Below are 15,548 nucleotides of genomic sequence, written 5' to 3' on the forward strand. Positions count from 1 at the left end.
ATTTTACCTACTTTTGTTTTGTACAAAGTAAGAAACTGTCCCTTAGGAGATCAATACTGATTTATCATTATATTGCCCGTATGGAAGATTTACAGAAGGAACATGCACGGCTTTTATCATTGCAGAGTTTTAATGAAGCTGATCTTGATTACTCTCTACTCGAATATCATAAGCAAATGCTCTCTCATTTGGCTAAAGTGTCGAATAGCGGGATAACGGTTTTTGATATGTATAAGAGGAAGCATGTATATACATCGTTCAATTTTGGAGGAATATTTGGAGATTGTAAAGAAGGTATAGATGAGCGTGTGCATCCTGACGATTTACGTTCTTTAATTAGAAACGGCATTGCAGCACTCAAATTTTTACATGCGAATAAAGAAAACTTACAAGATTATAAAATGATTTCGGAGTTTCGTATTTGCAACGCTATCGGTCAGTATGTGAGAGTGGTGGAACAATACACCTTATTGGAAAAAGATAAGTCGGGAAATGCATGGTTATCGTTAAGTGTTTTGGATTTATCACCAGACCAGAGCTCTTTTAAAACGGTGAGAGGCCATATCTTAAATGTAAAAGAAAATACGTTTTTCCCTATTGAAAACCTATTGTCTCCAAAAGTATCGGATCTTACCACAAGAGAGATCGCTGTTTTACAGTTAATAAAAGAAGGCTTGCTTAGCAAGGAAATTTCAGAACAGCTATTTATTAGCGTCCACACCGTTAATACACATAGACAAAGAATATTGGAAAAGTTAGATGTAAGTAATTCTATGGAGGCTGTTAAGTATGCATCTGCATTGGGATTGATCAGTTAAGAAAATTGTAGGGTAGCCTTTTGATATTGAACCTGCACTTATCATGAAAAATAAAGTATAAAGAGATAATGAAGAAAGATAAAGTAAAAGAGATTTTCGATACTACAGCTGATTCTTACGATAAAACATGGGAGAAGCTTAGCGCCATTAGTAACTCTCTACATCTATTGATGGGAGCAATCCTTTCTGAGTTGCCTGAAAAAGCGAAAATACTTTGTGTCGGAGCAGGTACGGGAGCTGAAATAATCTATCTGGCTAAAAGGTTTCCAACCTGGGACTTTATTGCTGTTGATCCCTCTTCTGCTATGCTTGATGTTTGCCGTACACGTTTGTCTGAGTTAGGAATGGAAGATCGATGTGAATTTTATGCCGATTATTTAGAGAATCTATCATTACCCGATACTTATGATGCAGCAACCTCTATTCTTGTTTCACAATTTATAGATGAAAAAGATTCTCGTATTGACTTTTTTAGAAATATTCAAAGACATCTTAAAAGTAAAGGAATTCTCATAAATGCCGACCTGTCGAATGAAATAGGTTCTTATGAATATGAGCATATATTGGATGTCTGGTCAAAAATGATGTCGGAGGGAGGTGTTCCGCAAAGCATTGAAAAAATTCGCCAAAGCCATAAGGAGAGAGTTTCATTATTGGCTCAGGAAGAAGTTGCAAAAATTATACAATCAGCAGGCTTTGAAAGACCTGTACAGTTTTATCAGATGGCATTTATACATGGTTGGTTTTGCCAGAAAAGGGATTGATATTAGAAATTAGGCTTTTTCCTTTTTCAAGAATATTCCTTTCCTTGCTTGCAAATACGTAACATGATAGGATATTCACCATTTTTTAATGTCTTAGACTTGTAACAAACTCCATTAACAGCAGTATTCATAATGTTTTTTCGGTTTAAGTCTTGGTTTAAGTCTGACTTTGAAAACCATCGAAAAATAGGAGGGAATAAAAACAAAAAAGACTCACGATTTCTCGTAAGTCTTTGATTTTCCGTGGGCGTTGACGGATTCGAACCGCCGACCCTCTGCTTGTAAGGCAGATGCTCTGAACCAGCTGAGCTAAACGCCCTTGTTGGGGTTACATTTTCTCTCAAATGCGTGGCAAAGGTATGCAATTTTTTTATTCTACAAAACAATTTCCATACATTTTTTAGAAAAAGTATCTAAATTTTGATGCGCTATTCAGAGGCTGCTTTTTATTGGTCTATTTTCCAATTATTTACTAAAAATACAACGAATGACTATATTTTTAATTTTATATGTATTTTTCCCAATAGAGCTGTAATCCCGATAGTCAAAAATGAAAAAATGATACATTTTACTAATCCGATAGGAGAGGTTGTCAGCGATTCGGGAAGAGAAAATGGCGTTAATACGAAAATAGCATATAAAAAATAAGGGATCAGATAACAGGTAAGCGTGGCAGTCCCTGCCGGTTTTATAATGCCAAACCAAGATGCTTTGTTCTCGATGTCGGCCAACCAATACATCAATACGTATAAAAGGATGGAAATTCCTGTGCACAAGAATAGCCATGTAGGTGTCGCTTGTATTTTGGAGATAATCCAAAAGTTGTGAGCTGCAAATCCGCCTAGAATGAATATAATACCGATAAAGGTCGATGTTAGCATTTTTTTCTTTATGCCGATACCCAGTTCAGATTCATTGAAAAGCAGAGATATGAGCATCCCACTCATCGTAAAAGCATGAAAGCATCCATTGCCTGGGATAATTCCATCAAAGATACCCAGCCAATGATTCGACCCGCCAATGCACAGTAGTATAAAAGCAAAGAGGGCAACAATGAGGTAACCTTTATTTTTGTTTAGGAATAGATATAAAATAGCACACAGCAAGTATGTCCATCCGATAAGTCCCAGTATGCCCCACCAGCGAGTTTGAAAAACTCCTCCTTCCGCATCTCTAAACATAAAAGCTAATATAGCTAGAATGACTATGCCTATAATTTTCAATCCGGAATATAAATTCTGCCTTGTTTTATTCTCTGTTTTGGGGTATACATTCCAGATAAGGAAAAAAGCCAAAAGCATAATTAGTGTAAATATAGGTTTGCTGATGCCTATGCTCGCCGCTACGCCCGATTCAAGGTTTACGGTAAACAAACCCATCACCAAAAGAGCGATAGAACGAATAATGATGTGCTTCAAAATTCCACTATTCGAATCACCTTTCTTTTTCCTTATCTCAATAGCCAAAGGAATAGACATCCCTAGAATAAAGAGAAACGAAGGAAAAACAATGTCCGAAAAGCCGAGCATGTCTTCATTCGCTGCCGCATGTTCGAGCCAATGGGGTACATTGCTTACACTCCATAGGTCGTTCACAAAAATCATAAAAAACATTGTTAAAGCTCTGTATACATCTATCGATGCTATACGTTTGGGTTTTTCTGTGAGCGCAGAAGTCATAAAGTGGTCAGATTAGATTATTAAGATTCTATTTTGCTAAAAAACAAAGATATAAAAAAAGAAAAGCGAAAGTTTATACTTTCGCTTTTCTGATATAAATAATTATTGTATTTGCTTATTTCGCACTTGCTTGTATAACATCTACAGTTGTACCCCAAGTTTCGGAAGGTTTGTCACCCATTGTAAACTCTAGTGTACCGCCATTGATAATATCATTGAAGTTGATATAATATTTGTCGTAAGGCTGCCCGTTAAGAGTTACGCTCTGGATGTACTTGTTTGCAGCACTGTTGTTTTTTGCTACAATGTTCAATACCTTGCCATCTTTAACCTTCACGGTTGCTTTGTCTACAATCGGACTACCGAAGATATATTTTCCTCCGGCAGGCTCAACCTGATAGAATCCAAGAGCAGACAATACATACCATGCCGACATTTGTCCTACGTCTTCATTTCCTGAAAGACCTGCAGGTTGATCATGATACATTACAGACATTACTTCACGAGCTCTTTCTGCCGTTTTCCATGGTTGACCTACGTATGGATACATATAGATTACATGGTGGCTCGGTTCGTTTCCGTGAGCGTATTGACCGATCAATCCACTGATGTCAGGGGAAGCATCTTTCCCTAACGATCCTTCTACGATGAATAAAGAATCCAGTTTTTGTACAAATTTCTCCTTGCTTCCAAACAGGTCTACAAGTCCTTGTACATCATGAGGGACTAGCCATGTATATTGCCAAGCATTTCCTTCTGTATAATCGTTTTCGCGATGAATAGATTCGAACGGATTGAATGGTGTTCTGAATTTTCCATCAGAAGAAAGACCTCTCATAAAGCCTGTTGACTTGTCAAAAAAGTGAGTGTATGCTTTACTGCGTTTCAAGAAATATTCGTAATCTTCAGTTTTTCCCATTTTTTGAGCTACCTGAGCAATAGTCCAGTCTGCAATAGCATATTCCATTGTTTTAGCTACACTTTCGTTTCCTTTATCGTAAGGGATATAGCCGTACTGTTTCAGATAGTTCAAGCCTCTTTCATCCAGCATAGCCGACTTTTTCATAGCTTCATACGCCAGGTCTTTATCAAACCCGTCATAACCTTTCAATATAGCATCTGCCACAACAGATATACCCGGGTTACCAACCATACAGTCTGTTTCGCAACCCATCAAGTGCCATACAGGAAGCTTGCCTTGTTGCTGATATATTGTAAGCATTGTATTGATGATATCGCTCATCTTTTCAGGATGAATAATAGTCATCAATGGGTGAGCAGCTCTGTAAGTATCCCACAAAGAGAATGTAGTGTAATTTTTGAAAGCTCCCTTCTGGTGCATTTGACCGTCAGAACCTCTGTAATCGTTATTTACATCGCAAAATTCAGATGGAGCAATCATTGTGTGATAAAGAGCTGTATAGAACACGCGTTTAGCGGCTGCATCGTTTGTTTCTATCTGTATCTTGCTCAACTCTTCGTTCCATGCTTTGTCTGCATCTGCAATTGTTTGCTCAAAGTTCCATCCCGGTAGTTCGGCTTGCATGTTTAATTTTGCATTTTCGATGCTTACCGGAGAAATAGCTACCTTAACATATACATTTTCTTTATCCTTTGTATCGAATAATACCTGTCCGTATGCTTTTCTCGCATTGATGCTATTTCCTGCTTTAACCTCTGTAGAATCTGATACTACAAATTGCTTCATTGGTTTAGAGAATACAGCTGTGAAGAATATGCGCTGGTCTACAGCCCATCCTTTCGAATAGCGGTATCCTGATATTACAGAGTCGTTTTCTTGAACAAGGTATCCTTCCATTGGGGTGTCCCAACCGATACCATGTTGTAGGTCGATGATTACCTTTGCTGAGTCTGATTGAGGGAATGTATATTTGTGGAACCCAACTCTTTTGGTTGCGGTTAATTCCACATCAACATTAAATCTGTCGAGATGAACAGCATAGTATCCAGCTTTTACCTTTTCGGTCTCACGTCTGAATAAAGAATATATTCCTGATTTAGGGTCTTTAAGATCTCCTCTTTTTAGAACTACGTTACCTGTTGCAGGCATAAATGAAATATCGCCCAAGTCGCCGATACCGGTTCCACTAAGGTGCATATGTCCAAAACCGATAATGGTAGAATCTGAAATATGATATCCCGAGCACCAATCCCATCCTTGCGAATAGTTTGTTGGTCCTAACTGAACCAATCCGAAAGGTACATTCGCTCCTACAAATACGTGCCCATGGTCGCCGGTTCCGATATATGGATCGACAAATTGAGTAAGATTAGGTGTCGCATCCAATTGTTTCGTCCCCTCGCAAGAACTTAAAAATCCACACAAAATAAGCCATATTGAGATGGCCTTCGTCATTCTGATTAAATTAAATGTCATTGTTCTATTAGATTACTATATTAAATTATTTAATTATTAACATATTGTTTGCCTGTAAATACAGACAGAATCATTAGGCAATTTATTTGAGATTGTAAAGTTATTTATTTTAATTAAAAAATATTCGAATAATCGATTTATTGCTTTTTTTTAACCAGTTCTTAGGCTTATTGAGTCGAATTAACTATTTGAAATAAATCAGAATTGTATTTAGAACATGTTATTCTCCATCTTTGATTGCTTATGAAGTAAAGATGAAAAGTATTTCATTTTTGATACATATTTCTTAAATGTTAAAAATGGGCAAAGGGAGAGAGATAATTTTGATAATTTTAGAAAAAATAAAAGTTTGTTCGAAATGAAATAAACAGGTTCTTAATAATTTAATTTTATCTTTGTGTTATTCCGGCCTCAAAATATGTCATTGGAAAATAAGACAGTTTCTGTTCCGTTTGATATATAAATTCCACGGATGAAGTAAGCTAATATGAAGCATCTCTTTACTGTCATTATATTGTTTACTAGCATTGCCGCTTTTTCTCAGAAAAAATATGTGTTTAGTGGCAAAATATATAGTGAAGGAGATAATACTCCGCTCGCCGGAGTTGCCATCGCTGCAAAAGAGCATACTCAATCTGCCGGTTTTAGTGATGCTGCCGGCAGCTTCTCTCTGCAATTGCCTTCGGGCGAATACAGTATTATATTCAAGCTGTTGGGTTATGATACCAAACACCTTAAGATCACAATAGATAAGGATCTCTCTCAGGATATTGTTTTGACAAAAGACATTGTTTCTCTCAAAGAAATAGAGGTGCTGGCTGTAAAATCGGACGATAACGTGAAGCGAGTACAGTCGGGTGTCGAAAAATTGGAAATAGAATCGATGAATAAAATTCCTGTGTTATTTGGCGAAAGAGATATCTTGAAAACAATTCAGCTGCTGCCCGGTGTACAAACTGCGGGAGAGGGCAATATCGGATTTTATGTGCGAGGAGGGAGCAGTGACCAAAATCTGATACTGCTCGATAATGCAACAGTGTATAACCCTTCTCACCTTTTTGGTTTTTTCTCAACATTCAACTCCGATGCTGTAGATAATATGACTATCTATAAGGGTTCTATGCCTGCCCAATACGGAGGACGGCTATCTTCGACACTCGATGTGAGCATGCGTGATGGTGATTTGAAAAACTATCACATGAATGGAGGCATTGGGTTAATCTCCTCCCGACTTACATTAGAAGGTCCCATACAGAAGGAAAAATCATCTTTTATTGTTTCTGCCAGACGTACTTATGCTGATGCCTTGGCTCGTACGGTCGGTGTAGAGCAGGTAAAAGGGTCGACATTATACTTTTATGACCTGAATGCAAAGCTTACTTACGCTTTGTCGAATAAAGATAAACTGACATTGACAGCTTATCATGGAAAGGACAAGCTCGGTCTTGATCAGATAGCAACAATGGATTGGGGGAATACAATCGCCGCTCTGAAATGGAACCATATCTTTGATTCGAAAAAAGTTTCGACCTCCACTATTTCGTATACCGACTACAAATACAATGTAAGTGTAGACCTCACGACAGGGCTTAATGTTATGTCGCGGATAAGGGATATCAATTTCAATCAGGATTTTGTGTTCTATCCCAACGAAAAGAATTTGATACGCTTCGGCTTCAACTCTATCTATCACCAGATTGTACCCGGAGAATTGGTCAGTAAAGACCCTTCTCAACTAAAAGTATCGCCGTATGCCCATCGTTATTCATGGGAGAATACACTGTATGCCTCTAACGATATGAAGCTTAGCGATAAACTGGAATTTAGTTATGGTGCTAGACTTTCTTCTTTCAGCGTGCTGGGCGGAAGCGACTATTATACTTTCAATGAAGAAGACCAGTCTATAAAGGATACAATTGCCACTAAAAGGGGAGAGTTTCTGAAAACATATTGGAGTATAGAGCCACGACTTTCGGTGGCATATCAGCTAAACGAGTCGTCGTCTATTAAGGCTGCTTATGCGCTTACAAGGCAAAACCTGCATCTGCTCACTACATCGAATATGTCTAGTCCGATTGATCGCTGGATATCGAATACCGATTATATAAAACCCGAAGTGGCGAATCAAGTTTCGTTGGGTTATTTTCGCAACTTCCAGAATAATATTTTTGAGTTTAGTGCAGAGGTGTATTACAAAGATCTGAAAAATCAGATAGATTATAAAGATGGCGCAGATGTAAGGGCTAAAGAAGTTATAGAAACCGAACTCTTGTTTGGTAAAGGAAGAGCCTACGGATTGGAGCTTTTCCTGAAAAAGAAATACGGTCGTTTTAATGGTTGGGTAGGTTATACCCTGTCTCGCAGCGAACGCAAAATAGATAAGATAAATGACGGTAAATGGTATGCAGCCAATCAGGATAGGACGCACGATATTTCTGCTGTCGGTATTTATGAACTGAGCAAAAAGTGGACATTGTCGGCTACGTGGGTTTTTGCTACGGGCAGCCCTATGACATTTCCCTCGGGGAAGTATGTCATCGATGGGCATGCTATATATTATTACGAAGGCAGGAATCATTATAGAGCTCCTTCTTATCATCGGCTCGATTTGGGGGCTATGTGTGTCTTGAAGAAGACAAAGAAATATACATCGGAGCTTTCGTTCGGCTTGTATAATGCATACGCCCGTAAAAATCCTTATATGTTTGGCTTTAGGCAAAACGAAGATGACAGGTCTGCATCAGAGTCGTATATGATTTATTTATTTAGTGTTGTACCCTCAATTTCGTGGAACTTTAAGTTCTGAAAATTATGGTTATTATAAATAGATGTCTTTATATAATTTTTCTTCTCACATTGCTCACGGCATGTGAAGAGGTTGTTCAGCTAGACCTTGCTCAGGCTCCGCCCAGAGATGTAATTGATGCTTCTATAAAAGAAGGGTCACCGTGCTTTGTGCTGTTGACTCAAACAAAAGGTTTTTATGATAAAGAATCTTATAACCGTTTGTCGGGGGCTAAGGTTGAATTGACCGACGATAAAGATAATGCAGATATACTCATAGAAAGCCAGCAGGAAGCCGGTTTTTATATTTCTTCAATTGTAGGCAGGGTAGGGCGTACATATAAATTGAAGGTTACCATAGGAGATAATATTTATACATCAGAGGCTAAAATTCCCAATATCGTACCCATCGATAGCGTTTATATTTATAAGGTTACGGTAGCCAACGAGGCTATTTATTCGCCATGTGTGGTTTTTTATGATCCTGTAGATGTAGAGAATTATTACTATACAACACTCTATGTAAACGAAAAGGCGATGAAATCCTTATACTTAGATAGCGATAAATACCGCAACGGGCTGAAAGTCGAAAATATTCTGCTGTTTGATAAGGAAGATAATAATGACGAAGCACTCAAGGCAGGCGATAAACTAAGAATTGAGATGCAAACATTGGATAAGGGAATGTATACTTTCTACAGATCATTGAGCAGTGTTGCCGCCGGAGGGGGGACCAATCCTCTTACCAATATTGTTGGCGGTGCATTGGGTTGCTTTAAGGCTTACAATTCCGTTTTTGTTAATTATACAGTTACCGAAGACGATATGAATAAATAATAATTTCCGTATCTTTGTTCTCATAGTCTATAAATATTGGTAACTATATGTTTAAATTTCTTGGATTCTTATTACTTATCGGACTTTTCGGTTTCCTTATTTTAGGAATATTTTTGGGCAGGGTTATTCGTTTCTTTGGTCCATCTTCGGATAGGGCTAAGAGTAATCGTCGTCAGACCAATAACAATTCACGGTCGGCTGCTGAGGATACCACTCAAAAGAAATTCTCCAAAAATGAAGGCGAATATGTCAATTACGAAGAAATAAAAGAAGAATAACCAATCGGTTATTCTTCAAAGTTTATTTTTTCATCTATAATATACTCCGGCCTACTTTTTACTTCATCAAAGAGTACCCCGATATACTGTCCCAGCACTCCGATTGTTATTAGTTGTACACCACCAAAGAATATAATTATAATTATCGTAGAAGTCCATCCTGTAATCACATTCGTGAAGCCCAAAAGATGCCCGAGCCACACCCACAATCCATAAATAATTCCGATAAAGAAAGCGATGGAACCCAGACTGATGGATAACATCAAAGGCTTTTTGGAAAAATAAAGAAGAGCTTTTTTTGCGAAAGAGAGCATTTTCTTGAGCGGATATTTTGTTTCTCCGGCAAAGCGTGCGTCTCTGTTGTAATAGAATGGAACTTGCTTGAACCCTATCCAGCTGATAAGTCCACGAATATACTTTCCTTTCTCTTTTAGTCCGTTGAAGGCATTTATTGCCTTTCTGTCTACGAGTCGGAAATCGCCTGTGTCTTCGGGGAATTCTACTTCCGATAGATTATTCATTGTTCTGTAAAAGAGTTTGGCTGTCGCTTTCTTAAAAGCAGTTTCACCCTCTCGTTTTTTCCTTACACAGTAAACAACGCTGGCTTCTTCCTTACGTTGCGTTTCAATGAGATCAGGAATCAATTCGGGAGGGTCTTGCAAATCCGCATCAATAATTACTGCCAAGTCGGTCTTACAGAGATTCATTCCGGCTGTTACAGCGGGTTGATGCCCAAAGTTGCGAGAGAAATGAATAACTCTTGCTTTATCATCTTGCGATGCTATATGATCGAGTATATATCTCGTATTATCTTTGCTACCGTCATTTATAAAAATTATATATCCCACTACATCGTCGAGTGAGTTTAGAACCTCTTTTGTTCTCCTGTAAAACTCCTGTATAACTGCCTCTTCGTTATAACAGGGGACAATAACGGATAGTGTTTGCATCTTTTATCTAATCTATTAATAAATATATTGAATCTGGGGTATATGTATTATCCGGAGAATAGATAACCCAATCGGTGAGAAGATCCAATGGGTATGTTTTTATGTCGCCTTCTTTCAGGGCTGCAATCCAATAAGGCTGATTCAGTAGCTTTCCTTCTATCTGATTACCTGCTATAGATATGACTTCGTACCACAGATGCTCTTTATCCGTTTCCGAGTCTGAATTATCTACAATGAGTCCCAGCTTAACAAGGAATGTCCAACCCGCTTCATCCTCTTCTTTCTTTGAGTTGAACAGGCTCTTTAAGAATGATTTCTTTTCAGGCTGCTTATGTTCTTTACTGAACACCTTGGCAAATGCTCCGAAACGCTCTTTAGCCAAAGCGCTCATCCTGTTTGTTTCTTCTGTGGTTATATAGTAAATTGGATTCTCGGCAAGAGTAGAGGTATATATCTCGGGCGAAATCATATTGCCTTCTTCTACAGCAAACAGTATGCCCGAAGGTTCAGCATGCACATTGTCCACCTCATCACGGTCGCCCGCACCTCCAAGTATGTTTTGAGGAAGATCTTTCAATGCCTCTTCCCATCTTAGCCAGCAGAGGTTTATGCCCATGCCGTCGTAGCCGATGGTAAATCTCTCTTTTTCTTTTGCCGGGTCGGTCAGGAATTTCTTTACCGTCATATTTATCAGCGTATTCATTTGCTCAGCACCCTGACTGAAGTTGAGCATTTCCAACTCTACCGACCCACAACGGTGCAGGCCATGTGTATGGAACCAATAACGTCTGTTTCCGTTTTCGCCGTCTTCGTCATACACACAGTGCAGCGTGTATAGATAGTCGGGTGAAGGGGGAATGGATGATTTTGCTGTCATGCTTAACCATTTAGCCGATAATAATCTGTAAGACATGAAGTCAAGAACCAGACTGGCATCAGGAACAATGGCGTTCATTATTTTTAATTGCAGATGAAACGAGTCCAGTGGGTTTAGTTCGAAGTATAGAGAAGTCTCCAAAAAATATTCCTGCTCCATTGCTACCTGTAGCGATTCTTCGTCTATAGCATTGGCAAAACCGTAATCGTTTAGATTTATATTTTTTGTGTCGCTGATATATAGATCGACATTAAAAATAGCTTCTTTGTATTCTATTTCGGCATGAAAACTCATTATTGAGTATTCAATATCTACTTCTACCTTGTTGAAAGATTTTAAATTGAAATCTGCGTTTTGTGCTAAGGATTTTTCTATCTGCGCAGCATCGAACTTGAAGTCTTTGCTTCTGGGGTATATACCCATTGCCGAGGCTAACCCCGTTTCGCCTTCTGCCAGCAGATTATATTTTTCACTATTATCCATGTTAGTAAGTTCTGTTGAGTATTCTTTTCGTATTCTATTTATATAATATACAAACTTAATGAAAAAAATAGTAGGTGTATACTATTCAAAAAGAATATGTGACGTCTAAAAAAGAAAAGTCTGAGAGAATTATCCTCAGACTTTTATTTTTTATTTCGCAGAAATCTTAGAATTTCTTAAATCCCATTATTTCACGTACTTCTCTAACTGTTTTGCGTGCGCTTTCACGTGCTTTTTCCGCCCCTTCGGTTACTACTTTGTGTAGATAGGCATCATCATTTTGAATATCCTGTATGCGCTCACGTATCGGTGTCGTTACCTTGATAATATCTTCGGCTAATTGTTTCTTAAGATCACCGTAACGAATTTCGCATGTATTCCATTTGTCTTCGAAATGTTGCACTACTTCGTCAGTAGAAACCACCTTTAGTATGGTGAACAGGTTTTCTATATAGTCCGGTTTTACCGAGTTCGGTTCTTTTGGTCCCTCGTCGGTAAGTGCACGCTTCACCTTTTTCTCGATGCTTTTAGCGTCTTCGTCCAGATAGATGCAATTTCCTTCCGATTTTCCCATCTTGCCGCTACCGTCCAGTCCCGGTATTTTTATCAGCTCTTCACCAAAGTTGTAAGCTACAGGCTCTTTGAAGTACTCTACACCATACATGTTGTTGAAGCGACGGGCAAATTTGCGTGTCATTTCCAAGTGTTGTTCCTGATCTTTTCCTACAGGTACTTTGTCTGCATTGTGCATCAGGATATCGGCAGCCATCAAGGTCGGGTATGTCAATAGTCCGGCGTTTACATTATCGGGATGTTTGCGGGCTTTTTCTTTAAACGAAACGGTCTTCGAAAGTTCGCCCATATAGGCGTGCATGTTCAGTAGCAAATATAGTTCGCATACTTCGGTCACATCGCTTTGTACGTATATCGTCGATACTTCGGGGTCGATACCTGCCGCAAGATATTCTGTCAATACGTTCTTTACGTTTCCGTGTAGTATTTTCGGATCGGGATGAGTTGTCAGCGAATGATAGTCGGCTATGAAGAAGAAGCATTTGTTTTCATGTTGCATTCTTGTGAAATTCCTCAAAGCACCGAAGTAGTTTCCTAGATGCAGTTTTCCGGTAGAACGGATACCGCTTAGTACTGTTTCCATGTTTTAAATATTTTTTTAAGGCACAAATATAGTCAAAATCTATAAATGGGTTGGTATATATTCACAACTTGTGTAATACAAATGGATGAAATATTCCACGGTGAAATTTTCGTTCTTCGTATCTCGGAATGGCAAAAGAGCGCTGAAAGGAGAAGTTTTGGAAAGAATTCTCAAAAATTCCTTCCGTAAAAAATCTAAACAGGCAGTCATGTGTATTTGATTTAAAACCTAATTTCTTTATCTTTGAACAATGTCATGTCATTAATCAAAAGATATATGTTGAAGAGCAAGAGAATATTCGTGTTTGGGGGCATCCTGTCTCTGTTTTTATCTGTGTCTGTGAGTGCACAAAAAGTAGTGAAATTATGGGAAGGGAATCCGCCAACAGTTAACGGTATCACCGAACCTGAGAAGTATGACAAAGGTAGCGGGTGGCTTACCAATGTTTCTGTTCCCGAGCTTCATGTCTACTTGCCTGATGGTGCGAATAAGACAGGCGCTGCAGTCGTTATCTGCCCCGGAGGAGGATATGCAGGGCTGGCTTTCGATCACGAAGGGGTACAATTTGCACAATGGCTCAACAAACAGGGTATTGCAGGTATTATACTCAAGTATCGTATGCCGAACAAGCATAAAGAAATTCCGTTAGATGATGCATGGCAAGCTATGCGCTACGTAAGATCGCATGCTGCTGAATTGGGAATAAAATCAGATAAAATCGGTATTGCGGGTTTCTCGGCCGGAGGACATCTTGCAGCAACGGCTTCTACCCATTTTGCCACATCGGGAGTAAGTACACGCCCCGACTTTTCCATTCTTTTTTATCCTGTTATTACGATGCAGGTAGCCACACATGGCGGATCTAAATATAATCTGTTGGGAGAGAATGCTTCACAAGCGGATACTTATACTTTTTCGAATGAGAAGCAAGTGAATGTAAACACGCCTCCTGCAATATTGTTGCTTAGCGACGATGACGATAGTGTGCAACCGGCCAATAGCATCGGCTATTACGATGCTCTGAAAATGAATAATATTGCGGCCACAATGTACATATTTCCCGAAGGAGGACATGGTTGGGGAATGAGAGAGAATTTTAAATATCATACACAGATGCTCACCTTGCTGCAAATGTGGCTGAAAGATATACAAGCAAAATAAATAATAATATCACTTAAATAAATATCAATATGCAAAAGATAAAAGTGACGAATCCCGTTGTGGAGATGGATGGGGACGAAATGACCCGTATTATATGGAAATATATAAAAGATAAGTTGATACTCCCGTATGTGGATGTAGATCTCAAATATTTTGACCTGGGTATAGAAAACCGTGATGCGACAAACGATCAGGTGACGATAGACAGTGCTGAGGCAACTAAGAAATATAATGTAGCTATCAAGTGCGCTACAATCACTCCGGATGAGGCCCGTGTAGAGGAGTTCGGATTGAAAAAAATGTGGAAATCTCCGAACGGAACAATCCGTAATATACTGGGCGGAACAGTATTTCGTGAACCTATTATTATGAGCAATATTCCTCGTTTGGTGAATACATGGGACAAGCCAATCATTATAGGACGTCATGCGCATGCCGATCAGTATAAAGCGACTGACTTTGTTACAAAAGGAAAAGGGAAGCTTACCATTACTTACACACCCGAGGGGGGAGAGCCTCAAACCCATACTGTGTACGATTATAATGGGGGTGGCGTAGCCTTGGCAATGTACAACACCGATGAGTCTATCTATGGATTTGCTCATTCGTGTTTCAAACTCGCGTTACAAAAGAAATATCCATTGTACCTTTCTACAAAGAATACCATATTGAAAGCTTACGACGGACGCTTCAAAGATATTTTTCAGGAAGTATATGAAAAAGACTATAAGGAAGCATACCAAAAAGCAGGCATTACCTACGAACATCGTCTGATAGATGATATGGTTGCTGCTGCCTTGAAGTGGAATGGCGGTTTTGTTTGGGCATGTAAGAATTACGACGGAGATGTTCAGTCCGATACCGTAGCGCAGGGCTTTGGCTCGTTAGGCTTAATGACTTCCGTATTGCTTACCCCTGACGGCAAGACGATGGAGGCTGAGGCTGCTCACGGAACGGTGACACGTCACTATCGCCAACATCAACAGGGGAAAGAAACATCAACCAACCCTATAGCCTCAATCTTTGCATGGACAAGAGGATTGTCTCACAGAGGAAAACTAGATGAAAATTGGGCGCTCGTTGATTTTACCAGAAAGCTGGAAGAGGTCTGTATAGAAACGGTAGAGAAAGGGAAGATGACAAAAGACCTTGCTTTGCTAGTATATGGTGATACTATGCACAGAGGTGATTATCTGAATACAGAAGATTTCTTGGATGCAATAGCTGAGGGCTTGAAAGAAAAGCTGGGAGTGTGATCCTATTAATAAATAGAAAGTAAATTATCTTAATGTAGATTAAAGTATAAAATGTTTACAATCGTTCCACTCGTCCCTTTGGATTTGCAATCCTAAGGGGAATGATA

12 protein-coding genes and 1 tRNA gene are annotated in these 15,548 nt (G+C 39.0%); 7 read left to right on the forward strand and 6 right to left on the reverse strand.

What is annotated here, in order from left to right; genetic code table 11:
- Window positions 1–80 precede the first annotated feature (80 nt).
- Window positions 81–818, forward strand: a complete 738-nt coding sequence (locus tag E4T88_RS05895; protein WP_135104554.1) for a response regulator transcription factor — start codon at window positions 81–83, stop codon at window positions 816–818.
- 68 nt (window positions 819–886) lie between these two features.
- Entirely contained in the window at window positions 887–1,582 is a 696-nt protein-coding gene (locus tag E4T88_RS05900; RefSeq protein WP_135104555.1) for a class I SAM-dependent methyltransferase, read from the forward strand.
- A gap of 244 nt (window positions 1,583–1,826) precedes the next feature.
- Here E4T88_RS05900 and E4T88_RS05905 read toward each other — a convergent pair.
- The 3 genes from E4T88_RS05905 to E4T88_RS05915 form a co-directional block, all read right to left on the reverse strand.
- A tRNA-Val gene (locus tag E4T88_RS05905) sits at window positions 1,827–1,901 on the reverse strand.
- A 172-nt stretch (window positions 1,902–2,073) separates the two neighbouring features.
- Window positions 2,074–3,261, reverse strand: coding sequence for a DUF5009 domain-containing protein (locus tag E4T88_RS05910; protein ID WP_135104556.1), 1,188 nt, complete (start codon window positions 3,259–3,261; stop codon window positions 2,074–2,076).
- A gap of 115 nt (window positions 3,262–3,376) precedes the next feature.
- Entirely contained in the window at window positions 3,377–5,659 is a 2,283-nt protein-coding gene (locus E4T88_RS05915; protein ID WP_135104557.1) for a GH92 family glycosyl hydrolase, read from the reverse strand.
- A gap of 487 nt (window positions 5,660–6,146) precedes the next feature.
- On the opposite strand from E4T88_RS05915, the gene E4T88_RS05920 reads away from it, so the two are divergent.
- Genes E4T88_RS05920 through E4T88_RS05930 form a run of 3 tightly spaced genes read left to right on the forward strand, consistent with a single transcriptional unit; the run spans window position 6,147 to window position 9,558 of the window.
- Window positions 6,147–8,465 (forward strand): TonB-dependent receptor, encoded by a 2,319-nt coding sequence (locus E4T88_RS05920; RefSeq protein WP_135104558.1) that lies wholly within the window; start codon window positions 6,147–6,149, stop codon window positions 8,463–8,465.
- 5 nt (window positions 8,466–8,470) lie between these two features.
- The gene (locus E4T88_RS05925) at window positions 8,471–9,280 is read left to right on the forward strand and encodes a DUF4249 domain-containing protein (protein WP_135104559.1); all 810 of its coding nucleotides are present in this window, start codon (window positions 8,471–8,473) and stop codon (window positions 9,278–9,280) included.
- Between the two features lie 47 nt (window positions 9,281–9,327).
- Window positions 9,328–9,558 carry a DUF4834 family protein gene (locus E4T88_RS05930; RefSeq protein ID WP_135104560.1) on the forward strand — a complete coding sequence of 77 codons (231 nt, stop codon included), beginning with the start codon at window positions 9,328–9,330 and terminating at the stop codon, window positions 9,556–9,558.
- An 8-nt stretch (window positions 9,559–9,566) separates the two neighbouring features.
- Here the strand turns inward: E4T88_RS05930 and E4T88_RS05935 are convergent, their stop codons facing one another.
- The 3 genes from E4T88_RS05935 to trpS form a co-directional block, all read right to left on the reverse strand.
- Window positions 9,567–10,508, reverse strand: a complete 942-nt coding sequence (locus tag E4T88_RS05935) for a glycosyltransferase family 2 protein (RefSeq protein ID WP_135104561.1) — start codon at window positions 10,506–10,508, stop codon at window positions 9,567–9,569.
- Window positions 10,509–10,515: 7 nt separating this feature from the next.
- The gene (locus E4T88_RS05940) at window positions 10,516–11,868 is read right to left on the reverse strand and encodes a DUF4026 domain-containing protein (RefSeq protein WP_135104562.1); all 1,353 of its coding nucleotides are present in this window, start codon (window positions 11,866–11,868) and stop codon (window positions 10,516–10,518) included.
- Window positions 11,869–12,034: 166 nt separating this feature from the next.
- On the reverse strand, window positions 12,035–13,024 hold the full coding sequence (gene trpS, locus E4T88_RS05945) for a tryptophan--tRNA ligase (RefSeq protein WP_135104563.1): 990 nt from the start codon (window positions 13,022–13,024) through the stop codon (window positions 12,035–12,037).
- 276 nt (window positions 13,025–13,300) lie between these two features.
- Here trpS and E4T88_RS05950 point away from each other — a divergent pair, with 276 nt between their 5' ends.
- Window positions 13,301–14,185 (forward strand): alpha/beta hydrolase, encoded by an 885-nt coding sequence (locus E4T88_RS05950; RefSeq protein WP_135104564.1) that lies wholly within the window; start codon window positions 13,301–13,303, stop codon window positions 14,183–14,185.
- 29 nt (window positions 14,186–14,214) lie between these two features.
- Window positions 14,215–15,441 carry an isocitrate dehydrogenase (NADP(+)) gene (locus E4T88_RS05955; protein ID WP_135104565.1) on the forward strand — a complete coding sequence of 409 codons (1,227 nt, stop codon included), beginning with the start codon at window positions 14,215–14,217 and terminating at the stop codon, window positions 15,439–15,441.
- The last annotated feature ends 107 nt before the right edge of the window (window positions 15,442–15,548 follow it).

It is taken from the genome of Dysgonomonas mossii, assembly GCF_004569505.1.
Classification (GTDB): Bacteria; Bacteroidota; Bacteroidia; order Bacteroidales; family Dysgonomonadaceae; genus Dysgonomonas.